Source organism: Streptomyces sp. AC602_WCS936 (genome assembly GCF_019049125.1).
Lineage (GTDB): Bacteria > Actinomycetota > Actinomycetes > Streptomycetales > Streptomycetaceae > Streptomyces.
Window position 1 is genome coordinate 295,509 of record NZ_JAGMUF010000054.1, and the last position, 23,195, is coordinate 318,703.

The window sequence follows — 23,195 nt, forward strand, 5'->3', positions numbered from 1 at the left end:
CGGCACCTGGGGGAGCCGGGGGTTCCGGCCCCGGCCGATCCGGCGAGGGCATGGGTGCCGGGGCCCGGTCGACTGCCGTGCCGTTGCGCGGTCCCGAACGGGAGTGGAAGGCTGGGAGAAGGCACCGGCTCGGGGTGGCCCCGGGAACCGTGCGGTTCCGCGAGGGGTGACGCCTGTGCCCCGTGCAGCGGCGGCCCGCCGCGGACCACGGCGAGAAGGGCCTCGGCCCCACCCCCTGGAGGTACCCGTGAACAGCGTCGGTGGATGGGGAGACGACGTCTACCAGCCCGACGGGTCCGAGCAGCGCGAGGACACCGGGCTGCTCGACGGCGAGGACACCCTCGAGTACGACGGGGTGGACGATCCCCTCGATCGCGGCTGGTCCCCACCCGAACGCCCCTGGGCGGTGGAGCACACCGGAGTGACGGCCGCCGAACGCCACCGGGGCGAAACGCTGGAGCAGCGGCTCTCCGAGGAACGGCCGGACGTGCTCCCGCCCGACGGCGACGGACTGGGCGATTCCGACGGCACCGACGGGGAACTGCTGGACAACGAGGTCGGCACGGATCGTTCCGGCCGGCTCGTGGCACCCGACGAGGGGACGCACGAGGACGAGGAGCCGGCCCTGGTCGCCACGGACGTGGGCATCGACGGCGCCGCCGCCTCCGCCGAGGAGGCCGCGATGCACGTCGTCGACCAGGACTCCCTGCCCGGCTGACGTCCCCCGCGACGGTGCCGCTGTCGCGTCCATTCATCCGCGCCGCACCAGGAGCAGCCATGCAGCAGGACAAACACCCCGAGTACCGGCCCGTCGTCTTCCGTGACCGCAGCGCCGGATACGCCTTCCTCACCCGTTCCACCGCCACCAGCGACCAGACGATCGCGTGGGACGACGGCGAGACGTACCCGGTGGTGGACGTGGAGATCTCCTCCGAGAGCCACCCCTTCTACACGGGCAAGGCCCGGACGGTGGACTCCGAAGGGCGCGTCGCGCGCTTCGAGCGACGCTACGGCGGGGGCGAGGGACGGGGCGCCGGCGAGACTGGCTGAACGGTCCGGGCCACCGGGTCCGCGCCCCGGCGGCCGGGGTCGCGTATCGCTCAGATGAAGTTGAGCGCCGCCGCGCCGCCCACTCCGCCGAGCAGCATGAACGCCGGCATGAGCACCTTCAGCTCGACCCAGCTGCCCGCCCGGAACCGCATGGCCTTCGGCGGGCCGATGGGGTACCAGCGCTTGCGGCCGACGGGTATCGGCCAGAGTATGGGGCAGCCCGAGACGGTCAGCGCGTCCCCGATGTCGTGCACCAGCGCGCCGAGCACGATCGGCAGCCCCAGCCACAGGTACTCCTGGCCAGGTGCGGTGAACAGCCAGTCGGAGCCGCCGTCCGGCTTGTCCAGTATTCCGGCGAGGATCCACGCGCTCGTCCCTGCCAGCAGCCAGACCAGCACGTCGCTGCTGGAGCCGCGGGTCGCTCGCCAGAGCAGGCCCTCGATGGCGAGCACCATGTGCACGAAGAGGATGGCCAGCACTGCCCAGCGGCCACCCGTGATGGCCAGCACCGAGGTGCCCCCGCCGATCAGGACCGCCCACAGCCAGGTGTGGGTCAGCGTGCGGTGCCCGCCGGAGCGGCGTGGGTCGCCCTGTTTCTTCGTGGCCTTGTAGACGGCGTAGGACAGCTTGTCGACGATCTCGCACAGTCCTCGTGAGACCGGCCCGAAGGCCCGGGAGATGGTGGCTGCCTTGTGGTCGAGGTCGGGGGCGAGCGCCGCTCCGGCACAGATCAGCGCTCCGGCGAGCAGGACCGGCCAGGGCATCGGGTGCCCCGCCGCGGCGGTCGCCGCTCCGACGCCGAGCCACGCGGCGGCGCCCGACAGTGAGTGTGCTGGTCCCATCATCGCCGTTGCCCGCCCCATTCCTCGTGTGCCGCTGTGCAGTTGTGCCGGTGCGCCGAAGGCTCGTCGGCGACCCAGCGTAGCGTTCGTGATCTTCACGCGGACAGCCGATTCCCCCATCGCGGCCGAGGCCAGGCAAGATGGGGGCGTGACCCTCATCGATCAGCTGCCGCGGACCGCCGACCCCGATGCCCTGTACGAAGCCTTCGAGGCGTGGTCCCAGGAACGCGGTATCACGCTCTACCCTCATCAGGAGGAGGCGCTGATCGAGGTGGTCTCCGGCGCGAACGTGATCGTGTCGACGCCCACCGGCTCCGGCAAGAGCATGATCGCCGCGGGCGCCCACTTCGCCGCGCTGGCCCGTGACGAGGTGACCTTCTACACGGCGCCGATCAAGGCGTTGGTGTCGGAGAAGTTCTTCGAGCTGTGCAAGCTCTTCGGCACCGAGAACGTCGGCATGCTGACCGGCGACGCCTCCGTGAACGCCGACGCGCCGGTCATCTGCTGCACCGCCGAGGTCCTGGCGTCGATCGCGCTGCGCGACGGCAAGCACGCGGACATCGGCCAGGTCGTCATGGACGAGTTCCACTTCTACGCGGAACCCGACCGCGGCTGGGCCTGGCAGATCCCCTTGCTGGAGCTTCCGCAGGCCCAGTTCGTCCTGATGTCGGCCACCCTCGGTGACGTCTCCTTCTTCGAGCAGGACCTCGCGCGCCGCACCGGCCGTCCCACGGCGGTGGTCCGCTCGGCCACCCGGCCCGTGCCGCTCTCCTACGAGTACCGCTACACGCCGCTCACCGAAACGCTCACCGACCTGCTGGAGGCCCGGCAGGCACCCGTCTACATCGTGCACTTCACGCAGGCGCAGGCCGTGGAGCGGGCGCAGGCACTGATGAGCATCAACATGTGCTCGCGTGAGGAGAAGGAGCGGATCGCCGAGCTGATCGGCAACTTCCGCTTCACCACCAAGTTCGGCCGCAACCTCTCCCGTTACGTCCGGCACGGCATCGGTGTGCACCACGCCGGCATGCTGCCCAAGTACCGGCGGCTGGTGGAGAAGCTGGCGCAGGCCGGTCTGCTGAAGGTGATCTGCGGTACGGACACGCTCGGCGTGGGCGTCAACGTGCCCATCCGCACGGTCCTGTTCACGGCCCTGACCAAGTACGACGGCACCCGGGTGCGCACGCTGCGGGCCCGCGAGTTCCACCAGATCGCCGGCCGGGCCGGGCGGGCGGGCTTCGACACCGAAGGCTTCGTCGTCGCCCAGGCGCCCGAGCACGTCGTCGAGAACGAGAAGGCGCTCGCCAAGGCCGGTGACGACCCCAAGAAGCGCCGGAAGGTCGTCCGCAAGAAGGCGCCCGAGGGCTTCGTCGCCTGGTCGGAGAACACGTTCGAGAAGCTCATCGCTTCCGAGCCCGAGCCGCTGACCTCCCGGTTCCGGGTGACGCACACCATGCTGCTGGCCGTGATCGCCAGGCCCGGGAACGCCTTCGCGGCCATGCGGCACCTGCTGGAGGACAACCACGAGCCGCGCAAGCAGCAGCTGCGGCACATCCGCCGGGCGATCGCCATCTACCGGTCGCTGCTGGACGGCGGCATCGTCGAGAAGCTCGACGCGCCGGACGCCGAGGGACGCATCGTCCGTCTCACGGTGGACCTCCAGCAGGACTTCGCCCTGAACCAGCCGCTGTCCACCTTCGCTCTGGCCGCGTTCGAGCTGCTGGACCCGGAGTCGCCGTCGTACGCGCTGGACATGGTCTCCGTCGTGGAGTCCACGCTGGACGATCCGCGGCAGATCCTTGCCGCCCAGCAGAACAAGGCGCGTGGCGAGGCCGTGGCCGCGATGAAGGCCGACGGCGTCGAGTACGAGGAGCGCATGGAGCGCCTCCAGGACATCACGTACCCGAAGCCCCTGGAGGAACTGCTCTTCCACGCCTACGACACCTACCGCAGGAGCCACCCCTGGGTCGGTGACCACCCGCTGTCGCCGAAGTCGGTCATCCGGGACATGTACGAGCGGGCACTGACCTTCACGGAGCTGGTCTCCCACTACGAACTGGCCCGCACCGAGGGCATCGTGCTGCGCTACCTCGCGAGCGCCTTCAAGGCCCTAGACCACACGGTCCCCGACGACCTGAAGTCCGAGGACCTGCAGGACCTGATCGAGTGGCTCGGCGAGATGGTGCGCCAGGTCGACTCCAGCCTGCTGGACGAGTGGGAGCAGCTGGCCAACCCGGAGGTGATGACCGCCGAGGAGGCGCAGGAGAAGGCCGACCAGGTACGGCCGGTCACCGCCAACGCGCGCGCCTTCCGCGTCCTGGTCCGCAACGCCATGTTCCGCCGGGTCGAGCTCGCCGCCCTCGACCAGGTCGGGGAACTCGGCGAGATGGACGGCGAGGCCGGCTGGAACGCCGACGCGTGGGGCGAGGCCATGGACGCGTACTGGGACGAGTACGACGACCTGGGCACCGGCCCCGACGCACGCGGACCCAAGCTGCTGATCATCGAGGAGGAGCCGCAGAACGGCCTGTGGCGCGTGCGGCAGATCTTCGACGACCCGAACGACGACCACGACTGGGGCATCGGTGCCGAGGTCGACCTCACGGCCTCCGACGCGGAGGGCCGGGCGGTCGTCCGCGTCACCGATGTCGGCCAGCTGTGAGCACAGGAGAATCCCACCCATGACGAATCCGGCCGAGAGCCTCGTCGCCCTGCTCGACCTGGAGCAGATCGAAGTCAACATCTTCCGCGGCCGCAGCCCCGAGGAGTCGCTGCAGCGGGTCTTCGGCGGCCAGGTGGCCGGCCAGGCGCTGGTCGCCGCCGGCCGCACCACGGAGGGCGACCGCCCGGTGCACTCGCTGCACGCGTACTTCCTGCGCCCGGGACGCCCGGGTGTGCCGATCGTGTACCAGGTCGAACGGGACCGGGACGGGCGGTCGTTCACGACCCGCCGGGTCACCGCGGTGCAGCAGGGCCGCACGATCTTCACGCTCACCGCCTCCTTTCACAAGCCTGAGCAGGGGAGTTTCGAGCACCAGCTGCCGCCGGCCCGCAAGGTCCCGGACCCCGAGTCCCTGCCGAAGGTCGCCGACGAGGTGCGGGAGCACCTGGGCGCGCTGCCCGAGCAGTTCGAGCGGATGGCCCGCCGCCAGCCCTTCGACATCCGTTACGTGGACCGGCTGCGCTGGAGTGCCGAGGACGTCGAGGACGCCGAGCCCCGCAGCGCCGTGTGGATGCGCGCGGTCGGACCGCTCGGTGACGACCCGCTCGTGCACACCTGCGCCCTGACCTACGCCAGCGACATGACGCTGCTGGACGCGGTGCGCATCCCGGTGGAACCGCTGTGGGGCCCGCGAGGCTTCGACATGGCGTCGCTGGACCACGCCATGTGGTTCCACCGGCCGTTCCGCGCGGACGAGTGGTTCCTGTACGACCAGGAGTCACCGATCGCAACCGGCGGCCGGGGGCTGGCACGGGGGCGGATCTACGACAGGGAGGGGCGGATGCTGGTGTCCGTCGTCCAGGAAGGGCTGTTCCGGGCCCTGAAGTAGGGCGTCGGTCAGGGGTCTTTGCGCCACAGCCGGCCGAGCAGGCCGCGGAACCGTCCGGCTTCCTCCGCCCCGCGCCGTGGTGCTTCCCGGCCGGGCGGGGAAGGCGTGGAGAGGGCGGCCGGGCGTGGCGCTGGAAGGTACCGCCGTGCCGCCTCCATCTCGCCCGCCAGGTTCGTGCGGAGCCAGTCGATCTCGTCGGGGTCCGTCGCGGTCATGATCTCTTCGGCGAGCGTCGCGGCCGGGGAGCCGGGTGATCCGTGGGCCGGCGGCTGTCGGCGCAGCCGGTTGAGCCGAGAACGCTCGTAGGGATCTCGGACGGCCTGCGACACCTCGACCGGGTCCAGCAGCGACGCGACCGCCGCGGCCCGGGCCCACGGGTCGCCGGCTTGGCGGAGGAGGAATCCAAGGTGCCGTCCCCGCCAGTTGCGGGGGCGCAGGTCCAGGCCTTCCGTCAGTTGGTCGCGCAGTCCCTCGGGCGTACGGCCCTTCATCAGTGCGGTATTCTGCCCGTCTTCCGCGAACTGCCGTAGTTCGTCGACCAGATAGAGCCAGACGACGGCGCGGTAGCGGTTGACGTAGAAACGCACGGGCACCAGGAGGCCCAGACGTGCGAGGCGGGTGAAGCGGGCCCTGGTCACTGCCATGAGGGCCGCGCCTTCCGTGGTCCCGACGGTCCGGACCCGGTCCCGCAGCGCCTGCAGGAAACCCTCCGTCGCTCGGACCCGCTCGATCTCTTCGCGGGCGATGCGCCGGCCGCCCCCCGCGTCGTCGCAGGCGCCGGGTACGGTGCGGATGCGGCCGAGGTGCACGGCCAGGTCGAACTCGCTGCGTTTGAGACAGAGTTCCCTCGCGGCGTGGCCGGGCGCGAGGGTGGTCTCGCGGGTCGTGCCGACGCGTCGGCCGGTGGTCGTGGGCTGGTGTGTGAGAGTGCTGCCGGACATGTTCGTCTCCCCCGTGGAGTGTGCGGCAGGGCGCCGGTCCGCGCCCGCCTGACACAGAACGGTAGCGGCAGCCGCGATCTCCGTGGCAGGCCTGTGGAAAACTCCGCAGCCGGCCGGGCGGGAGTATGGAATGCCCAGGTCAGAGCTCTGTTGGTGATATCCGTCCCGGCTGCCTCGCATCGACGTCGAGGTGCTCGCCCACCCGGTTCACGAGCAGTGTCATCTCGTAGGCGATCTGCCCGATGTCGGCCTCCGCGCCGCTGAGGACGCACAGGCAGCTGCCCGTGCCCGCCGCGGTGACGAACAGGACTGCGTCGTCGAACTCGACCATCGTCTGCCGTACCTGCCCCGCGCCGAAGTGACGCCCCGACCCCTTGGCCAGACTGTGCAGTCCGGAGGAGACGGCGGCCAGGTGCTCGGCGTCCTCGCGCCGCAGTCCCGTACTGGCTCCGGTCACCAGCCCGTCGTTGGACAGGACCAACGCGTGCCGGACGTCTTCGACGCGCTCGGTCAGGTCGTCCAGCAGCCAGCCGAGTCCCTGATTCTGCGCCATGATCCGATCTCCCCGTGTCGTCCCCGTGTGCGTGCGTCTCCCCCGTGCCGGAGGGTCTGCCCGCCAGCCTTCACCACGGCCGTGCTCCGGGCAAGGAGGATGTGGGCATGGCACAGAAGATGACCGATGAGGAATGGCGGGCGTTCGTCTCGGACGGCACCCGCACCGGCAAGCTCTCGACCGTCCGGGCGGACGGCAGCCCGCACGTGGCACCGGTCTGGTTCCTGCTCGACGGGGACGACGTGGTGTTCAACACCGGCAAGGACACCGTGAAGGGACGCAATCTGGTCCGTGACGGCCGGGTCGCCCTGTGCGTGGACGACGACCGGCCTCCTTTCGACTTCGTCGTGCTGCAGGGCCGCGCGCGGATCTCGGAGGACCTCGGCGAACTCCGGCACTGGGCCGCCCGTATCGGGGCCCGGTACATGGGCGAGGAACGCGCCGAGGAGTTCGGGGCCCGCAACGGCGTTCCGGGCGAGCTCCTCGTCCGCGTCACCATCGACAAGGTCCTGGCCCAGAAGGCCGTGGCGGGCTGAGAGCCAGCCGGAGTGCGCGCGGGAGGGCTGGTCCGCCTCAGCGCACGGAGTCGAGCAGCCGGGCGGTGTGCACCCGCCCGGCGTACTCGACCAGCCGGATCAGCACCTCCTTCCCAGAGTCGCGGTCCCTGGCGTCGCACAGCACCACGGGTGTTCCCCGGTCCAGATCGAGGGCGCGCAGGACGTCGTGTGTCTCGTGGCGGCGCGCCCCCGTGAAGCAGTTGACGGCCACCACGAACGGGATGTGCCGGTGCTCGAAGTAGTCCACGGCCGGGAAGCAGTCCGCCAGGCGCCGGGTGTCCGCGAGGACGACGGCACCGAGCGCGCCCTGGGACAGTTCGTCCCACAGGAACCAGAAGCGGTCCTGCCCCGGGGTGCCGAAGAGGTACAGGGACAGCCCGGACCGGATGGTGATGCGCCCGAAGTCCATGGCGACGGTGGTGGTGACCTTGCGGTCGAGGCCGTCGGTGTCGTCCACCAGCCGGCCCGCCTCGCTGAGTTGTTCCTCCGTGCGCAGCGGCCTGATCTCGCTGACCGCGCCCACCAGAGTCGTCTTGCCCACGCCGAACCCTCCGGCGACCAGGATCTTCAACGCCAGCGCGGTCGTGTCGCCGTCCGTGGCGTCGGGTTGCTCGGAGCCCATCGATCACTTCTCCCGGTCCGTTCGGTCGTGCACGGTTGTGCCGGTCATGGCTGTCGGCTCCTCTACAGTGCGCGGAGTCCGGCGATCACTTCGCGCAGAACCCGTTCGTCTGCCAAGTGCGCGGGCGGTACGGGTCGGCTGACGGTCACGCAGCCGAGTTCCACCAGGTCGCCGAGGAGCACGCGGACGACGCCCACGGGCAGGTCGGCGCCTGCGGCCAGTTCGGCGACCGACTGGGTCTCCGAGCGGCACAGGTGGACCAGAGTCCGGTGTTCCGGTCCGAGCACGGCGTCGTCGGAGCCCGGCGCGCCGGGGATGCGGGTGACGAGGGCGATCAGGTCGAAGCGCATCCCCGCCGGGCCGGGCCGCGTGCGTCCGCCGGTCATCGCGTAGGGGCGGACCAGGGGCCCGGCCTCGTTGTCGTACCACTGGCTGCCCGGCCGGTCCCGGCCGGTGCCCGTGGTGTGGTCGGTCATCGGTGCGGCCCTCCCCGGTCATCCGCCGGCGGGCGGCCGCGCGGCGGCGCGTGGCGCGGTGTGGAGGTGTTCACCGACGCGTCTGACCAGTCGTGCCATCTCGTAGGCCACCAGACCGATGTCGGCGGTCACCGCGGTGAGGACGGCGAGACAGGAGCCGTCGCCGGCGGCGGCCACGAAGAGGAAGCCGTCATCCATCTCGACCATGGTCTGGCGTACGCCCCCGGCACCGAAGTGCCTGCCCGCGCCCTTGGCCAGGCTGTGGAAACCCGAGGCGACCGCCGCGAGATGTTCCGCGTCCTCACGGCCGAGGCCCGTCGACGCGCCCACGGCGAGTCCGTCGTTCGACAGCACCACGGCGTGCCGCACTTCGTGCACGCACCCGACGAGGTCGTCCAGGAGCCAGTCGAGTTCGCGGGCCCGCCGGGCGCTCCCGGTGCCGGAATCGTGGATCATGCGGGGCCTCCTTCGTCTCTGTTGCCACCGGCCCGCGCGTCCGGCGGTGTCCGAGGGCCGGGGCGTCGGCCACCGCCGCGGGACCAGCCGTCGCGGTAGGCCGTCATGCGCTCCCGTACGAGTTCCGGGGTGCGCTCGTCGTGTGCGCGTGCGGAGGGCGGCGGCGCGGGGTCCGCCGGGCGTCCGTCGCGCAGTTGGGGGGCCAGGCTCGCCTGCCGCACGCGGCGGGGGAGGTCGTCGGACCGGCCCGCCGTGGGCGGCGGGCCGGGGCCGTCGGTGGTGACGGAGTCGTCAGGGGATCGGTGCAGTCGCAAGGGGGTTGCTCCTCGGGGCCGGCCCGGCGCGGAGTTCTCCGCCGTCGCCGGTGCGGAGACCGCCAGCGCCGGGTGCTCGGCCGGGGCGGTGGCGGGCTCCTGGTGCGCGGTGGTAACCGGTACGCGCGCGTACCCGCCGTCTTCCGGCCGTGAGGCCTCGTATGCCGCTGTGGGCGGACGTTCCGGCGTTCCGCTGTGCAGGAGGGCGGTGGGCAGGAGGACGACGGCGGTGGTGCCTCCGTAGGGCGAGGTCTTGAGGTGGACCTTGATGTCGTGCCGGGCGGCGAGCCGGCTGACCACGAACAGGCCGAGGCGGTCGCTGTCGAACAGGTCGAGCGCCTCGGACCGGGCGATGCGGTGGTTGGCCTCGGCGAGGGTGTCCTTGCCCATGCCGAGCCCGCGGTCCTCGATCTCGACGGCGTAGCCGTTGCCCACGGGCTCGCCGGTGACACGCACGCGCGTGTGGGGCGGTGAGAACTGGGCGGCGTTCTCGATGAGTTCGGCCACGAGGTGGGTGAGATCGGCGACCGCGGCGCCGATGACCGACGCCTCGGGAAGGTGCCGTACCTCCACACGCGCGTAGTCCTCGACCTCGGAGACGGCCGCCCGGACCACGTCCGTGAGGGAGACCGGCATGCGCCAGGCACGGCCCGGTGCGGCGCCGGACAGGATGATCAGACTCTCGGCGTGGCGCCGCATGCGGGTGGTGAGGTGGTCGAGGCGGAAGAGGTCGCTGAGCTCGTTCGGATCGTCGGAGCGGCGTTCCATGCTGTCCAGGAGGCTCAGCTGGCGGTGGACGAGGATCTGGCTGCGGCGGGCGAGGTTGACGAAGACCCCGGAGATGCCGCTGGCGAGTTCGGCGCGTTCGACCGCGGCCCGCAGGGCGGCCCGGTGCACGGTGTCCAGTGCCTCGGCGACCTGACCGGCCTCGTCCTCGGCGGGCGGTCCCGGTGACGCCTCGGGGCCGATGTCGATCTCCTCGCCTGTGCGCAGTCTGCGCATGGCCTCGGGGAGTCTGTGCCGGGCGATCTCCAGGGCGCTGTTGCGCAGTCCGACCAGTTCCACGACGAGGCCGCGGCCGATGCGGACGGAGATGACCAGCGACGCGGCGACAGCGAGGAGACCGAGGAGGACGGCGGCACCGGCCGGCGTGAGCACTCCGCGCGTGAACGGGTCGGCGCGGTCGGCGACTCCTCGACCGGCGTCCTGTTCGATCGCGTGCATACCGTCCCGCACGCGCGCGTGCGCCCCCTCCCAGGCCGTGAGCGGTGCCGCCGCCTCGATCGGCCGGTCCTCGGCACCCGGGGCGAGCAGCCTCTCCTCGGCCGCCTCCAGCGTCACGTAGGCGCTGCCGGCGGCGAGGTCCTGCCAGGCGGCGCGTTCGGAGCCGCGCAGGTCGGCGGCGGAGGAGTCGGTGAGGGACCGTCGTCTGTCGACGGCGCCCGTGAACAGCCTCAGCCGCTCGCCGTCGAGACCGTCAGCGAGGCGGGCGCCGGCCAGCAGCGCCTCTTCCTGGGCGAGTGCCTCGCCCGCGCGGGCGAACTCGACCAGCACGCGTGCGTCGGATCCCGGATCGGTGTCCTGGATGCCGCTCAACGCGCCGCCCACGCGGAAGGCGGCCGAAATCGTCGTCGTGTACTGGCTGTAGGCGTCCGCCCAGTCCGCGCTGCGGTCGAGGACGGCGGTGCGCAGCGGTCCGAGCCGTTCGGCTCCGGTGACGAACGCCTCGAGCCGCCGGGCCACCGAGGCGGGGAGTTCCTCGCTGTCGGCGACGGTGTGGCGGTCGCCGAGGCGCAGTTCCGCCACCGCGCGATCGGTGCGTGCGGCGTGTTCCCTGTAGTCGTCGCCCGGGACCGCCGACGGGTCGGTGGCGCGGCGTACCGCCGCACGCCGCTCCGCCTGCAGGGCGGCCACGGCGGCGCTCACCGGGGCCCGGACCTTGGCGTCCACGCGCTGCACCTGTCGTAGCCGTGAGATGTCCTGTGCCGTGGTGACGGTGGCGTACGCCCACAGGGTCAGCAGGGAGACGACGGGCACCATCAGCAGGCAGACGATCCTGGCTCGGACGGTGCGCGGGCGTATGCGCCTGGGCCATGCGCGCGTGCCGTCCGGGCTCTGAGTCGCGTCCGTGGGGCCTGCGGGGTCCTCGTCCGTGGCCGGTGGACCGGCGTGTGCCCGACGGCCGCGCACGGGTGGCCCTGGCGGCGGCTCGGCACCGGCCCTGGGAGACGTCCGTGGTGTACGCATGGTTTCCTCGCTCGGGACGGAGTCGGGACGCTGCCACCGGGACCGTCGACGCCCGGGGCCGCCGCTACCGGGCGGTGCCACCGGCCGTGCTCCCGGCGGCGCTCTTGAGGGACTGCCGCGCCGACGCGGAGGCCTCGTGCTCCCCCGCCGTCGGCGAGAGCGCGACGAAGGCCGAGGTCAGGAAGAGGTAGGACCCGAGACCGACGGCGAGGGGGAAGATGAACTGCATCGCCGTGGCTCCGGGCAGCACTTCGCCGGAGGGCGCGACCCGCACGCTCACCGCGAACATGCCGGTGTAGTGCATGCTGCTCACTGCCGCTCCCATGATCAGGGAGGCGATGGTGACGGAGAGGGCGGACTTGATGTTGAGGGCGGCCCACAGGGCCGCCGTGGCCGCGGCGACGGCGATGAGGACGGAGAGGCCGACCCGGACGGGGTCGTAGCTCACGTCACCGTGCAGGCGGACGGCGGCCATGCCGAGGTAGTGCATGCTGGCGACGCCGAGCCCCGTGGTGAGTCCGCCGAGCAGGAGTGCTCGCGGGCGGTTTCGTCCGTAGCCGACCGCGAAGACGCCGGCACAGACGACGACCACGGCGACGATCAGGCTCGTGAGCGTGAGCGGTACGTCGTAGCGGATGTCGGTGCCGCTGACGCGGAAGCCGAGCATGGCGACGAAGTGCATCGTCCAGATGCCGGTGCCGATCGCCGAGGCCGCGGTGAGCAGCCAGTTGCGGCGCGTACGGCCGGTGGCGGCGAGGGCGCGCACGGTGCAGCGCAGTCCGAGGGCGGCGCCGGTACAGGCCATCGCGTACGACAGCACGGGGGTCAGCCAGCCCAGGGCGGCGTGGTCCAGGTGTCCCATGACCCCGGGACGCTAGTCCCGGAGAGGGCGCATCACGGGGGTGCGTTTCGAAAGGTGTTGTTATCTGACACAGAGAAACGCTGGAACGATCGCGTCACGCTCGAACGTGTGCACCCCGGCATCGTCCGTGCGGTTGAGGGATCATGCGGAGCATGAGCGACGACCACACACACGTCCAGGAGTTCTTCGGCGTCCGCGCGGCCGACTGGGACAACCGGTTCCCCGACGACGGCCCCGCCTACGCGGCCGCGGTCGCCGAGCTGGGTCTGCGCGAGGGAGCCCGCGTGCTCGACGCGGGCTGCGGCACCGGACGCGCCCTGCCGCCGTTGCGCGCGGCCGTGGGTCCCTCGGGCCTGGTCGTCGGGGCCGATCTGACGCCCGCCATGCTCCAGGCCGCCGTTCGGGCCGGGAGGGACCGCATCGGACGGTTGCTGCTGACCGACGTCGCCGCGCTGCCCCTGCGGCCGCGGTCGCTCGACGCCGTGTTCGCCGCGGGGCTCATCGCGCACTTGCCCGATCCCGCACGAAACCTGCGGGAGTTGGCACGCGTCGTGCGCCCCGGTGGTGTGCTGGCGCTGTTCCACCCGATCGGGCGGGCTGCGCTGGCGGCCCGGCAGGGACGGCGGATCAGCCCGGACGACCTGCGCGCCGAGTCCGGTCTCCGGCCGTTGCTGGCCGGCTCCGGGTGGCGCATGACGTCGTACGTGGACGAGGACGCCCGTTTCCTGGCCCTGGCCGTGCGGGAGGACTGACCGCTCAGCTTCCCTGTGCGACTACCGCCGCGAACTCGTCGGGCCGGTCGAGCATGACGTTGTGCCCGGCGCCGGGGACGGTCACCACACGCACTCCCGCCGCCTCCAGCTTCGCCCGGCCCTCCAGTTCGCCGCTGACTCCGCCCTGCACGTACACGCGGTCCACCGGGAGTCTTTCGAGGAGGGTGCGCATCACGGGCTCCGACCCCCGGAGCAGTCCGACAGCCGAGCGGTGCAGGGCACGTGCGTCGGCCAGCCGCATCGTCGCCGCCCACGGGGGACCGACGTCCTCCAGCACGCGCGCGTGACCGCCGTCGACGAAATCGTCCTCCTCGTAGACGGCGATGCGGCTGCTGCCCGCGTCCGGCGGTGGGCACGCGTCGAGGTTGGCCTCCGTGAGGACGAGACGGGAGACCAGTTCGGGCCGCCGGTGGGCGAGCACGATGGCCACGGCGCCGCCCATGCTGTGCGCGACGAGTTCGGCGCCGGCCAGTTCCGCCGCGTCCAGCGCGGCGGCCAACGCGTCGGCGTGTTCCTCGAGCGTGTAGCCGAAGTGTTCGGGCCGGTCGCTGATCCCGTGGCCCGGCAGGTCGACGAAGAGGCTGCGGCGGCCCGCGAGTCCGGGGCGGGCCGCGATGTGCGCGTGGTACACGGACGAGACCGAGCCGAGCCCGTGCACGTACACCCGCGCCGGTTCCGCGCCCGGTACCTCCGTCCAGCGGATGCGGCTGCCCCGACCGTCGAACCGGGCTTCCCTCATTGCGGCCTCCTTCTGGATCGCGCACTCTCACACGACCACAAGGAGAATACATCGCTGCCGATGTATAGCCTTGTCGAAGTACGGAACCAGAGGTGCCACGCCCTTGGGCGAGAATGCGGGCATGCTGGAGCTCGCCATCCTCGGATTCCTCTACGACGCCCCGCTGCACGGCTACGAACTACGCAAACGCATCACCGCTCTGACCGGGCACGTGCGCCCCGTCGCCGAGAGCACGCTGTACCCAGCGATCAAGCGCCTGGAGAAGGCGGGCTTCCTCGCGCGTGCCACGCAGCCCGGCGCCGTGGCGGCCCCGCGTCATGTCCTGACCCTCACCGACGAGGGGCGGCGGGAGTTGCGCCGCCGGCTGGCGGAGCCCGCGCGGCGCGACATCACCGACGAGAACCGCTGGTTCACGGTGCTCGCCTTCCTCCGGGACCTCGACGACCCCGCCGCCCAGGCCGCCGTACTGCGCCGACGGCTGGCCTTCCTCGAGGAACCCGCCAGCTTCTTCTACGACGGTGACCGGCCGCTGCGCGCCGAGGAACTGGACGATCCCTTCCGGCGCGGCGTCCTGACCATCGCGCGCGCCACCTCCCGCGCGGAACTCAGCTGGTTGCGGGAGACGATCGGCTCACTCGGCGGCTGACGTGTCGATGTGCCGGACCGGGCAGCCCCGCACGCCCGGGACGGGGCGGGTGCCCAGTTCCACCAGCCGGTAGCCGTTCGGGTAGCCCTTGATCTCCCGGTTCTGCCGGGCGTGGTGCGGGACACGCCTCGGCGGCATCAGCCGGACCGTCCGCCCGCGCAGCCGCACCGCGCGGCGCACGATCGCGCGGACGGCGGGGCTCGGCGCGGGATAGCGGAAGGCCCGCAGGAGGGGCTCGTCGAGCAGGGCCAGGGTCCCGGTGCGCAGGAGCGGGGCGAGGGCGCCCGGGTACCAGGAGGCCATGAGGTCGAGTGTGGCGTCGGAGACCCGGCGCCCACCCTCGTCCCAGGCGAAGTGGGCCTCCTCATAGGCGTCGAGGCAGCTTTCGAACTCGTCGTACGAGCCGGGGATGTCCTTGATGCCCATGTACCGGCCCAGCGTGCGGTAATGGACCGCCGAGGCGACACTCTCGTGGCGCGACATCCTGCGCCATCCGTAGCTGTCGATCCAGCGCTTGGGGATCACGACGAACGTGCACAGGACGTAGCGCATGTCGTCGTTGGAGATGTCGTAGCTGCGGTGCATCTGGTTGATGCGCCGGACGGACGTGCGGCCCTGCTCGCTGCCGAAGCCGTGCTCGACGATGGCGTCGAGCAGCAGCGCGGTGTCGTCGTACCGCTTCTGCGGCCGGCCGGTGAACTCCGCCGTCTCGGCCAGCAGCCGGCCGATGCTCGGGACGGCGTAGGTGCGGTAGAGCGCCAGTTCCAGGGCGCGGGCGAAGTCCCAGGGGAATTCGTAGGCCGAGGAGAGCCGGTAGATCTCCGAGGCGTCCTCGTACGGGTCCATCCGCCGGATCTGCTCCAGGCGCTCGAAACGCTTCACCGTGGCCTTCCCCTTCTGCCGTCGAGGCATCAACTCTACGTTGAGTAGCGGGAGATGCACGATCAGCCAGGAAATCGGCAGGGGAGGGTGATCCGCTTGTTCGGAAGGATCCGCGAGGCCTGGAGCAGATCTCGGACCGCTCGGCGCACGGTGGACAAGGCGGGAGGGGAGCCGCGCTCGCACAACCTGTTCGAGGCCGCCGCCGCATACGTCTCGGCGTGCGCGGAGGACGACCAGGAGAGGATCGACGAGGCGGCGTGCTGGGTCTCGCCGGAGGCACTGTCGTTCGGCGTGAACGAGCTGGCGTGCCGGGCCGTGCTCGCGCTCGCGCGGGAGCGAGACGAGTCGCCCCGGGACGTGGCCCGGGCGCTGCTGGGACTGCCCGCGACCTGACGCGCGGGTGCGGGAAGAGTGGTCGATTCGCCCCCGTCCAGCCGGAAAGCTGCAGCTCGGGTGCGTCTGGGAGTCGTGACAAGGGCTTCCCGGTCGCACTAGGGTGCGCGCCATTGGACGAAGTGATGGGGAGGCCGGGATGGCCGGGACAGATGAGGACGCCGTCGCCGCCGCGGAGGATGCGCTCTATGTGCTCACGGCGGTGCTGCTGACGCCGGCGAAGTTCCCGAGTGTGCTGGGCGACGACTACGTGGAGGCGTGCGCGGCGCTCGGACTCCCGCCGCTGGCCGACGGCTACGGCCTGGTGCTCGGCCAGGACGGTGACGGCGCCCGGTGGACGGTCGCCATCGACGACGTCTCGCTGGTCGCCGTCGCCGTGGCGTCCTGGGACTGCGGCATGGAGTACGACCTGTCACCGGACGAGCGTACGGTCGTCGCCGCGCTGCCCGGCTGGCCCCTCTCGGTCGCCGTGGCCGCCCCCGGTGTCCCCGCGCCGCACGATCCCGTCCCCGAGTCCGCCGACCAGCCCGCGCTCTCGCCGCCGGACACCGCTGTCTGGGGGCCCGCGCAGCGGCGCATGGGGGCCGACGAGATCGCTGCGCAGTGGCCTCAGTGGCGGGAGCAGATCGACGACGCGGACTTCCTGCCGCGCGCCGGGGGCGCCGGCTCGGTGGACGGCAGCCCGGAAGACGGGCCGGAGACAGGAGGGGACACCGGCGCCGGCGAGACGGAGCCCGACTCCGGTGACGACGCCGAAGTCGCGGGCCGGGACGGTGTCACCGGCCGGGCCGGGGCCACGGACGGGACCGGCACCGGGGCCTTCGGGCACAGCGGCGTCCGGCGGGTCCTCGCCGAGGCCCACGCCTACATCGACACGCCGCCGCCGCTGGGCCGGGTGCGGTCGTCGTTCGCGTCAGGTGACGCTCGGACGCTGCGTGCCGACGGTCCGGGCTGGTCGCTGGTCGCCAGGACCGACGACATCGCCTTCGTCCTGCTCGACGAGGAGCCCGGTGAGGTCCTGCCCGTGGGCAGGGGCCCCTCGCTGCCCGGGCTCCTGGAAGCCCTCGACAGGATGGCCGTACGGCCGAGCTGACCGGGGACGGGAACCGAGACGCGCGGCGGCGGGAGTCGGGGCGGCCTACGTCCCCGACTGTCCTCGACCTCCATGCCCGGCTCTCTTCACATGTGGCTCCAACCCATGGAAGACGCCGGAGACGGCCCGCACGATGGGGCAGCTCCGAGCTCAGCTCCGAGTCCCACTCCCCTGTCGTGCCTGGAGGTCCCGATGCGTACGCTCCGTGGTGTTCCGTTCCTCGCCGCCCTTCTCACGGCGGTCTCGCTCACCGGGCCGGCGCCCGCCGCCGGGGCGGCCGACGGTAGCGGGCACTGCGCCCGCCAGGAGCGCGTGCGGGTGCCGGGAGCGGCCCTGCAGCGCACCGCCTGCCTCGACGATCTGACGACCACCGGCCTCGCGGGCACCCCGTACACCGACATGGCCGACCAGGCCGGGCTGACCGCCGGCGGTACGAGAACGCCGTCCGGAGTCTCCGGCCTCCAGGTCGACGGGTACTTCCCGGACTCCTCCCGCTTCAACAGCACGCACGGCTGGCGGCACGACTCGCAGTTCGTCATCCGGCTGCCGGACCGCTGGAACGGCGGTCTCGTGGTGACGGGGGCGCCGGGCACGCGCAAGCAGTACGCCACGGACAAGGCGATCTCCGACCGGGTCCTGGCTCAGGGGTACGCCTACGCCGCGACCGACAAGGGCAACAGTGGAACGGACTTCTACCGGGACGGCGCCCGGCCCGGGGACGCGGTCGCGGAGTGGAACGCACGGACCACGCAGCTGACCCGGGCCGCCCGCCGGGTGGCCGCCCAGCGCTACGGACACGCGCCACGACGCACCTATGTCGTCGGTATCTCCAACGGCGGCTACCTCACCCGGTGGCAGCTGGAGAACCACCCGGAACTGTACGACGGCGGTGTGGACTGGGAGGGCGCACTGTGGACCGCGAACGGCCCGAGTCTGCTCACGTCCCTGCCGATCACGGTCGCCCGGACGTTCGGCGCGGCACGGGACGAGGAGTTGTACGCGGCGGGCTTCGCGCGTGGCTCCGAGTTCCTGTGGCCGTACCACGAGAAGGCCTACTGGGGTCTGACTCAGAAGATCTACCGGGCCGAGTTCGACCCGGCCTACGATCCCCGCTGTCCGGGCCGCACTGCCGGGTCGACGCCGCAGGAGATCCTGGCGCCGTGTCCCTCCGACGCGGCGTACGACTACGCGCAACGCCCTGCCTCCGTCCACCGGGCGGTGGCCCGGGTGGCACTGACCGGACGCATCGGCAAGCCGCTGATCACCCTGCACGGCGATCTGGACGCGCTGTTGCCCAAGGCCGCCGACTCGGACGTGTACACGCGCATGGTCGACGCGAGCGGGCGGGGCGGGCTGCACCGCTACTACACGATCACGGGCGGAACGCATGTCGACGGGCTGTACGACACGTACCCCGACCGTCTGCGACCGATCCTGCCGTGCTTCCGTTCGGCGTTCGACGCGCTGACCGCCTGGGTGGAGCAGGGGACCGCACCGCCCGCGGACCACACGGTCGGCAGGCCCGCGGGCGGTGATGTGGTCAACTCCTGCGCCTTGGGCGGAACCGCGGCGGCGCGGCGTTAGCGCCTCAGCGCCCGATCTCCTTGCGCGTGACGCGGCGCAGCCTGCGCCGCTGCGAGGGATCCAGGGTGAGGTACGCGGCGGCCGGGACTCCCAGAACTATCAGCAGGGCGGCCCACCAGGGCAGCCAGATCAGCAGGATGAGCCCGACCGCCACACCCCCCGCTGCGACCTTGGCGTTCTTCGACATGGTGTCGCCTCCTTCGCGGCCGTTGCCGCTCTCTGTTCTGAAAACGGGCCCGCGCTTCCGGCGGTTCCGTACCGCGCCCCTGAGACGTCCCTGAGACCGAGCCCTGACGCGTCCCCGAGAACCCTTCGGCGGCTCTGCCCGGAGAACACCTTCCCACTTGAATAGTGACCCAAGACACATGGTGACGACACCTCGACGACACACATCACCTCGGACGGTGTTGTACAATCGCCAACCGCATCCCCAGCTAGTCAAATTTGAGGAATACGTCATCGCTGCGCAGACCGCTCTTCTGGCAACACCCTCCGAGGTATCCGAACTCGCCCGCTGCTGTGCCGTCTTCCTGCCCGCTGATCCCGCCCGCGCCGGCCGGGTCGCCTTCTGGCGAACCGACGGCGAGACCCCTGTCGGCCTCTCGTCGGGGTCGGTGGAGAACCTGACGGTCGCCCTGCCCGACGGCGACGGAGTGCGACCGGCGACGGTCCCCGCCGTGCTGCTGCCGGTGCGGGTGGCCCTGCCCGTCCTCACCCGCGCGCGTTCCGGCGCCGATGCCCACCGGGCGACCGTGTTCTGGGGCGCGGTGGCACTCGAGGCCCTGCATCTCGTCGCGCGCGGGCTGCTGCTGCCCGGTCTGTCCGCGGCCGACCACGACGCCTGGCGCACGGGTCCGCTGGGCGCGGCGGAGACCGAGCGGGTGCGCCACCTGGCCGCCGCCATGCCGCCCGAGGCGCACGCCGTCCCGGTCGACGGCGTCGAACCCCTGCGGCTGCCCGCCCCGGAACGGCTGGTCCGCGACTTCCTGGACTCGGTCGCCGACACACTGCCCCGCTCCCCCGCCGCCGAGCTGGTGACGGCCGGACCCGCGTACGCCGCGCGGGAACCGCGACGGGAACCCGGGCTCCGCGCGTGGACCGCCGATGTCGCCGCCGGCCACGACATGGGCGTACGGCTGTCTCTGCGTGTCGAGGTGCGCGGCCTGACGGACTCCGTGTCCCCGGACACCCGACCGGCGTTCCGGGCCGTGCTCCAGGTGCACAGCGTGAGCGATCCCACGCTCGTCTCGGACGCCGCCGATGTGTGGGCGGGCACCGGGGCGGAGGCGTTCGGCACGCGCGCGCGGATGGACGCCCTGCTCGCGCTGCGCCGTGCCGCACGGGCCTGGTCCGCGCTGACGCCGCTGCTGTCGGCCGCCGTGCCCGACGCCGTGGAACTCGCCGACGAAGACGTCACCGAACTCCTCGGGCCGGGCTCCCGGGCGCTCGCCGGCGCGGGGGTCGACGTGCACTGGCCGCGCGAGCTCGCACGTGACCTGACCACCCGCGCGGAGGTGGGACCCGCCGACGACGGGCCGACGCCGCGCACGGCCTCGTCGGACGCCGGCCCGTCGTTCCTGTCGGCCGACGCACTGCTCGCCTTCAACTGGTCGTTCGCCCTGGGCGACGAGCGGCTCACACGCGAGGAGCTGGACGTCCTCGCCGAGGCCAACCGCCCTGTGGTGCGCCTGCGTGACCAGTGGGTGCTCGTCGATCCCGAGGAGGCCCGGCGCGCCCGCACGCGGCAGGACCGCAAGGTCACGCCCGTCGACGCGCTCGCCGCCGCTCTCACGGGCTCGACGGAGGTGGACGGCGGCCGCGTCGAGGTGCGCGCCACGGGATGGCTGGCGGCCCTGCGGGAGCGCCTGACCGATCCCGAGGCGCGGGAGGCCGTCGCGCAGCCCGCCGGCCTGCACGCCACGCTGCGCGACTACCAGCGCAGGGGGCTGGACTGGCTGGTGCGCATGACGTCGTCGGGCCTGGGCTGCTGCCTCGCCGACGACATGGGTCTCGGCAAGACCATCACGCTGATCGCCCTGCACCTGCACCGGCAGACCGACGCGTCGGCCGCCGGTCCCACTCTGGTGGTCTGCCCGACGTCTCTCATGGGCAACTGGCAGCGCGAGATCGAGCGGTTCGCGCCCGGCACGCCCGTCCGCCGCTTCCACGGCACGAAGCGCGACCTGGAGGGCCTGGCCGACGGCGAGTTCGTGCTCACCACCTACGGCACCATGCGCCTGGACACCGGCCGGCTCTCGGCCGTGCCGTGGGGTCTGGTCGTGGCGGACGAGGCCCAGCACGTGAAGAACCCGTACTCGGAGACCGCGCGGCAGCTGCGTTCCATCGGCGCACGCGCGCGCGTGGCGCTCACCGGCACTCCGGTGGAGAACAACCTCTCGGAACTGTGGGCCGTCCTCGACTGGGCCACCCCGGGACTGCTGGGCCGGCTCGGCACCTTCCGAAGGCACTACGCACAGGCCGTCGAGGGCGGCCAGGACCCGGCGGCGGCGGAGCGGCTGGCGCGGCTCGTGCGGCCGTTCCTGCTGCGGCGCCGCAAGTCGGACCCCGGGATCGCACCGGAGCTGCCGCCGAAGACCGAGACCGACCACCCCGTGTCCCTGACCACGGAACAGGCCGGTCTCTACGAAGCGGTGGTGCGCGAGGCGCTCGCGGAGATCGCCGGGGCGGACAGCATGGCGCGCCGCGGCATGATCGTGAAACTCCTGACGGGACTCAAGCAGATCTGCAACCATCCGGCGCAGTTCCTGAAGGAGGAAGGGCCGAGGATCACGGGCCGGTCGGGGAAGCTGGAGCTGCTGGACGAACTGCTCGGGACGATCCTCGCCGAGGGGGCGAGTGTGCTGGTCTTCACGCAGTACGTGCAGATGGCCCGGCTCCTCGAACAGCACCTGTCCGCCCGGGGCGTGGCCTCGCTGTTCCTGCACGGCGGTACGTCCGTCACGGCCCGGGAATCGATGGTGCGGCGCTTCCAGGACGGCGAGGTCCCGGTCTTCCTGCTGTCCCTCAAGGCGGCGGGCACCGGACTGAACCTCACGCGCGCGGAGCACGTCGTGCACTACGACCGCTGGTGGAATCCGGCGGTGGAGGCGCAGGCCACCGACCGCGCCTACCGCATCGGCCAGACCCGACCGGTGCAGGTGCACCGGTTGGTCGCCGAGGGGACCGTCGAGGACCGCATCGCGGCCCTGCTGCACCGCAAGCGGGAACTGGCCGACGCGGTGCTGGGAGCGGGCGAGGCGGCGCTCACGGAGCTGACGGACGCGGAACTGGCCGACCTGGTCGAGCTGCGAGGGGGCACGGGATGAACCGGCACGACGAGGACACCGAGCGGACGTTCGCCGCGCTTCCGCCCGCGCATGGCCGTGGCTTCGCGCAGACCTGGTGGGGGCGGGCCTGGCTGAAGTCGCTGGAGGACGCGGCGATGGACGCGGCGCAGGTGAAGACGGGCCGTCGGCTCGCGCGCGCGGGGGCGGTCGGGGCGGTGTCGGTGCGACCGGGGCGCATCACCGCCGTCGTCCAGGACCGGGACCGTACGGCCCACCGGGCCGACGTCCTGCTGGAGAAGCTGTCCGACGCCCAGTGGGACCGTTTCGTCGACCTGGCGATCGAGCGGTCCGGGCATGTGGCGGCGCTGCTGGACCGCGACATGCCGCCGCACCTCGTGGAGGACGCCGCGACCGCCGGCATCGACCTTCTGCCGGGCATGGGCGACCTGGAGCCGGAGTGCGACTGCGGCGCCTGGGACCACTGCGGGCACACGGCGGCGCTGTGCTACCAGGTCGCCAGGCTGCTGGACCAGGATCCCTTCGTGCTGCTGTTGATGCGCGGCCGCGCGGAGAGCGCCGTACTCGACGCCCTCCAGTCGCACGGTGGAGCGCCCGCGGAGGACGGCGCCCGCCCTCCGGACGGCGTGGACGCGGCCGAGGCGTACGCGACGGGGCACGTGCTGCCTCCGCTGCCCGCTCCGCCCGCTGCCCGGGACGCACCAGGTGTACCGCCGTCCCTGGACACCGGGAACGCGCCACCGCCCGGTGTCGACCCGGCCGCCCTGGGCTTCCTGGCCTCCCGGGCCGCGGCGGAGGCACACCGTCTGCTCGCCGAGGCCCTGCGCGGTGGACACGAGCGGCAGGCCGTGAGCACGGAACCGGACGCCTCCGAGGACGCCGTGCGCCTGGCCACGGGCGACCCGGAACCGGACGTGTCGCGCCGGCTCGGCGAGGGCTCGGGCCGCACCGCGGAGTCCTTGGATGCCGCCGTCCACGCGTGGCGGCTCGGGGGCGGGGCAGCGCTGTCCGTGCTGGAGCAGGAGTGGACGGTGGAGGGCGACACGCTCGCACGCGCGCGTGCGGCACTCGAGTCGGCCTGGGACGAGGACGAGCGGCCCGCGTTGCGGGCGCGGGGCAACCGCTGGACCGTCGTCGGCGCGCCGCACCAACTCCGCCTGGACCGCGAGGGCCGCTGGTGGCCGTACCGCAGGGAGCGCGGGCGCTGGGTCCCCGCGGGCGGTGCGGCGCACGACCCGGCGACGGCCCTGGCGTCGGCGGTACCGGCGGTCGGGGACGAACCCTGAGAACCGGTGCGGGCGCCCATGAC

23 protein-coding genes are annotated in these 23,195 nt (G+C 72.3%); 12 read left to right on the forward strand and 11 right to left on the reverse strand.

Features of this window, described 5'->3' with window-relative positions; genetic code table 11:
• Window positions 1-247 precede the first annotated feature (247 nt).
• Entirely contained in the window at window positions 248-718 is a 471-nt protein-coding gene (locus KUM03_RS18680; protein WP_217250272.1) for a DUF5709 domain-containing protein, read from the forward strand.
• A gap of 59 nt (window positions 719-777) precedes the next feature.
• Entirely contained in the window at window positions 778-1,050 is a 273-nt protein-coding gene (locus KUM03_RS18685) for a type B 50S ribosomal protein L31 (RefSeq protein WP_217250274.1), read from the forward strand.
• Between the two features lie 50 nt (window positions 1,051-1,100).
• On the opposite strand, the gene KUM03_RS18690 is transcribed toward KUM03_RS18685, so the two are convergent.
• Window positions 1,101-1,895 carry a metal-dependent hydrolase gene (locus KUM03_RS18690; protein ID WP_217250276.1) on the reverse strand — a complete coding sequence of 265 codons (795 nt, stop codon included), beginning with the start codon at window positions 1,893-1,895 and terminating at the stop codon, window positions 1,101-1,103.
• A gap of 145 nt (window positions 1,896-2,040) precedes the next feature.
• Between KUM03_RS18690 and KUM03_RS18695 the strand changes: the two genes are divergently transcribed.
• Complete coding sequence (locus KUM03_RS18695; RefSeq protein WP_217250278.1) at window positions 2,041-4,554, forward strand: RNA helicase; 2,514 nt, start codon at window positions 2,041-2,043, stop codon at window positions 4,552-4,554.
• 19 nt (window positions 4,555-4,573) lie between these two features.
• Window positions 4,574-5,443 (forward strand): acyl-CoA thioesterase II, encoded by an 870-nt coding sequence (locus KUM03_RS18700; RefSeq protein ID WP_217250280.1) that lies wholly within the window; start codon window positions 4,574-4,576, stop codon window positions 5,441-5,443.
• An 8-nt stretch (window positions 5,444-5,451) separates the two neighbouring features.
• Here the strand turns inward: KUM03_RS18700 and KUM03_RS18705 are convergent, their stop codons facing one another.
• Both KUM03_RS18705 and KUM03_RS18710 read right to left on the reverse strand, forming a co-directional pair.
• On the reverse strand, window positions 5,452-6,384 hold the full coding sequence (locus KUM03_RS18705; RefSeq protein ID WP_217250282.1) for a DUF6397 family protein: 933 nt from the start codon (window positions 6,382-6,384) through the stop codon (window positions 5,452-5,454).
• A gap of 139 nt (window positions 6,385-6,523) precedes the next feature.
• Complete coding sequence (locus KUM03_RS18710; protein WP_217250285.1) at window positions 6,524-6,937, reverse strand: roadblock/LC7 domain-containing protein; 414 nt, start codon at window positions 6,935-6,937, stop codon at window positions 6,524-6,526.
• Between the two features lie 107 nt (window positions 6,938-7,044).
• Between KUM03_RS18710 and KUM03_RS18715 the strand changes: the two genes are divergently transcribed.
• Window positions 7,045-7,473 (forward strand): PPOX class F420-dependent oxidoreductase, encoded by a 429-nt coding sequence (locus KUM03_RS18715; protein ID WP_217250286.1) that lies wholly within the window; start codon window positions 7,045-7,047, stop codon window positions 7,471-7,473.
• Window positions 7,474-7,510: 37 nt separating this feature from the next.
• On the opposite strand, the gene KUM03_RS18720 is transcribed toward KUM03_RS18715, so the two are convergent.
• The 5 genes from KUM03_RS18720 to KUM03_RS18740 form a co-directional block, all read right to left on the reverse strand.
• The gene (locus KUM03_RS18720; RefSeq protein ID WP_217250288.1) at window positions 7,511-8,116 is read right to left on the reverse strand and encodes an ATP/GTP-binding protein; all 606 of its coding nucleotides are present in this window, start codon (window positions 8,114-8,116) and stop codon (window positions 7,511-7,513) included.
• 62 nt (window positions 8,117-8,178) lie between these two features.
• Window positions 8,179-8,592 carry a DUF742 domain-containing protein gene (locus KUM03_RS18725; RefSeq protein ID WP_217250290.1) on the reverse strand — a complete coding sequence of 138 codons (414 nt, stop codon included), beginning with the start codon at window positions 8,590-8,592 and terminating at the stop codon, window positions 8,179-8,181.
• A gap of 18 nt (window positions 8,593-8,610) precedes the next feature.
• Entirely contained in the window at window positions 8,611-9,048 is a 438-nt protein-coding gene (locus KUM03_RS18730) for a roadblock/LC7 domain-containing protein (protein ID WP_217250292.1), read from the reverse strand.
• The gene (locus KUM03_RS18735; RefSeq protein ID WP_217250294.1) at window positions 9,045-11,609 is read right to left on the reverse strand and encodes a nitrate- and nitrite sensing domain-containing protein; all 2,565 of its coding nucleotides are present in this window, start codon (window positions 11,607-11,609) and stop codon (window positions 9,045-9,047) included. The genes KUM03_RS18730 and KUM03_RS18735 overlap by 4 nt, the downstream gene beginning before the upstream one ends.
• A 64-nt stretch (window positions 11,610-11,673) precedes the next feature.
• A complete protein-coding gene (locus KUM03_RS18740) occupies window positions 11,674-12,471 on the reverse strand; it encodes an MHYT domain-containing protein (RefSeq protein ID WP_217250296.1) in 798 nt (265 codons plus the stop codon).
• 152 nt (window positions 12,472-12,623) lie between these two features.
• Between KUM03_RS18740 and KUM03_RS18745 the strand changes: the two genes are divergently transcribed.
• On the forward strand, window positions 12,624-13,223 hold the full coding sequence (locus KUM03_RS18745) for a class I SAM-dependent methyltransferase (RefSeq protein ID WP_217250298.1): 600 nt from the start codon (window positions 12,624-12,626) through the stop codon (window positions 13,221-13,223).
• Window positions 13,224-13,227: 4 nt separating this feature from the next.
• Here KUM03_RS18745 and KUM03_RS18750 read toward each other — a convergent pair whose 3' ends face one another.
• Complete coding sequence (locus tag KUM03_RS18750; protein ID WP_217250300.1) at window positions 13,228-13,983, reverse strand: alpha/beta fold hydrolase; 756 nt, start codon at window positions 13,981-13,983, stop codon at window positions 13,228-13,230.
• A 121-nt stretch (window positions 13,984-14,104) separates the two neighbouring features.
• Here KUM03_RS18750 and KUM03_RS18755 point away from each other — a divergent pair, with 121 nt between their 5' ends.
• Window positions 14,105-14,629: a PadR family transcriptional regulator gene (locus tag KUM03_RS18755; RefSeq protein ID WP_217250302.1), complete on the forward strand. Its 525-nt coding sequence runs from the start codon at window positions 14,105-14,107 to the stop codon at window positions 14,627-14,629.
• Here the strand turns inward: KUM03_RS18755 and KUM03_RS18760 are convergent.
• Window positions 14,615-15,541, reverse strand: coding sequence for an oxygenase MpaB family protein (locus KUM03_RS18760; protein ID WP_254399493.1), 927 nt, complete (start codon window positions 15,539-15,541; stop codon window positions 14,615-14,617). The two genes, KUM03_RS18755 and KUM03_RS18760, sit on opposite strands and share 15 nt — an antisense overlap.
• 66 nt (window positions 15,542-15,607) lie before the next feature.
• Between KUM03_RS18760 and KUM03_RS18765 the strand changes: the two genes are divergently transcribed.
• The 3 genes from KUM03_RS18765 to KUM03_RS18775 all read left to right on the forward strand — a co-directional run bounded on the left by KUM03_RS18765 (window position 15,608) and on the right by KUM03_RS18775 (window position 18,581).
• Window positions 15,608-15,904, forward strand: a complete 297-nt coding sequence (locus tag KUM03_RS18765) for a hypothetical protein (protein ID WP_217250304.1) — start codon at window positions 15,608-15,610, stop codon at window positions 15,902-15,904.
• Window positions 15,905-16,043: 139 nt separating this feature from the next.
• Window positions 16,044-16,997, forward strand: a complete 954-nt coding sequence (locus tag KUM03_RS18770) for a hypothetical protein (protein WP_217250307.1) — start codon at window positions 16,044-16,046, stop codon at window positions 16,995-16,997.
• Between the two features lie 192 nt (window positions 16,998-17,189).
• The gene (locus tag KUM03_RS18775) at window positions 17,190-18,581 is read left to right on the forward strand and encodes a tannase/feruloyl esterase family alpha/beta hydrolase (protein WP_217250309.1); all 1,392 of its coding nucleotides are present in this window, start codon (window positions 17,190-17,192) and stop codon (window positions 18,579-18,581) included.
• Window positions 18,582-18,585: 4 nt separating this feature from the next.
• Here the strand turns inward: KUM03_RS18775 and KUM03_RS18780 are convergent, their stop codons facing one another.
• On the reverse strand, window positions 18,586-18,768 hold the full coding sequence (locus KUM03_RS18780; protein WP_073731279.1) for a hypothetical protein: 183 nt from the start codon (window positions 18,766-18,768) through the stop codon (window positions 18,586-18,588).
• A 178-nt stretch (window positions 18,769-18,946) separates the two neighbouring features.
• On the opposite strand from KUM03_RS18780, the gene KUM03_RS18785 reads away from it, so the two are divergent.
• Both KUM03_RS18785 and KUM03_RS18790 read left to right on the forward strand, forming a co-directional pair.
• On the forward strand, window positions 18,947-21,907 hold the full coding sequence (locus KUM03_RS18785) for an SNF2-related protein (protein WP_374225342.1): 2,961 nt from the start codon (window positions 18,947-18,949) through the stop codon (window positions 21,905-21,907).
• Window positions 21,904-23,172: an SWF or SNF family helicase gene (locus KUM03_RS18790; protein ID WP_217250311.1), complete on the forward strand. Its 1,269-nt coding sequence runs from the start codon at window positions 21,904-21,906 to the stop codon at window positions 23,170-23,172. Before KUM03_RS18785 ends, KUM03_RS18790 begins: the two co-directional genes overlap by 4 nt.
• The last annotated feature ends 23 nt before the right edge of the window (window positions 23,173-23,195 follow it).

Bases quoted from the DNA above. Each gene is read 5' to 3' on its own strand.
- KUM03_RS18690 (WP_217250276.1), bottom strand. From the start codon at position 1,895: ATGATGGGACCAGCACACTCACTGTCGGGCGCCGCCGCGTGGCTCGGC.
- KUM03_RS18775 (WP_217250309.1), top strand. From the start codon at position 17,190: ATGCGTACGCTCCGTGGTGTTCCGTTCCTCGCCGCCCTTCTCACGGCG.
- KUM03_RS18705 (WP_217250282.1), bottom strand. From the start codon at position 6,384: ATGTCCGGCAGCACTCTCACACACCAGCCCACGACCACCGGCCGACGC.
- KUM03_RS18780 (WP_073731279.1), bottom strand. From the start codon at position 18,768: ATGTCGAAGAACGCCAAGGTCGCAGCGGGGGGTGTGGCGGTCGGGCTC.
- KUM03_RS18735 (WP_217250294.1), bottom strand. From the start codon at position 11,609: ATGCGTACACCACGGACGTCTCCCAGGGCCGGTGCCGAGCCGCCGCCA.
- KUM03_RS18740 (WP_217250296.1), bottom strand. From the start codon at position 12,471: ATGGGACACCTGGACCACGCCGCCCTGGGCTGGCTGACCCCCGTGCTG.
- KUM03_RS18720 (WP_217250288.1), bottom strand. From the start codon at position 8,116: ATGGGCTCCGAGCAACCCGACGCCACGGACGGCGACACGACCGCGCTG.
- KUM03_RS18710 (WP_217250285.1), bottom strand. From the start codon at position 6,937: ATGGCGCAGAATCAGGGACTCGGCTGGCTGCTGGACGACCTGACCGAG.
- KUM03_RS18715 (WP_217250286.1), top strand. From the start codon at position 7,045: ATGGCACAGAAGATGACCGATGAGGAATGGCGGGCGTTCGTCTCGGAC.
- KUM03_RS18700 (WP_217250280.1), top strand. From the start codon at position 4,574: ATGACGAATCCGGCCGAGAGCCTCGTCGCCCTGCTCGACCTGGAGCAG.
- KUM03_RS18730 (WP_217250292.1), bottom strand. From the start codon at position 9,048: ATGATCCACGATTCCGGCACCGGGAGCGCCCGGCGGGCCCGCGAACTC.
- KUM03_RS18755 (WP_217250302.1), top strand. From the start codon at position 14,105: ATGCTGGAGCTCGCCATCCTCGGATTCCTCTACGACGCCCCGCTGCAC.
- KUM03_RS18745 (WP_217250298.1), top strand. From the start codon at position 12,624: ATGAGCGACGACCACACACACGTCCAGGAGTTCTTCGGCGTCCGCGCG.
- KUM03_RS18785 (WP_374225342.1), top strand. From the start codon at position 18,947: ATGGTGACGACACCTCGACGACACACATCACCTCGGACGGTGTTGTAC.
- KUM03_RS18770 (WP_217250307.1), top strand. From the start codon at position 16,044: ATGGCCGGGACAGATGAGGACGCCGTCGCCGCCGCGGAGGATGCGCTC.
- KUM03_RS18685 (WP_217250274.1), top strand. From the start codon at position 778: ATGCAGCAGGACAAACACCCCGAGTACCGGCCCGTCGTCTTCCGTGAC.
- KUM03_RS18790 (WP_217250311.1), top strand. From the start codon at position 21,904: ATGAACCGGCACGACGAGGACACCGAGCGGACGTTCGCCGCGCTTCCG.
- KUM03_RS18750 (WP_217250300.1), bottom strand. From the start codon at position 13,983: ATGAGGGAAGCCCGGTTCGACGGTCGGGGCAGCCGCATCCGCTGGACG.
- KUM03_RS18725 (WP_217250290.1), bottom strand. From the start codon at position 8,592: ATGACCGACCACACCACGGGCACCGGCCGGGACCGGCCGGGCAGCCAG.
- KUM03_RS18760 (WP_254399493.1), bottom strand. From the start codon at position 15,541: ATGCCTCGACGGCAGAAGGGGAAGGCCACGGTGAAGCGTTTCGAGCGC.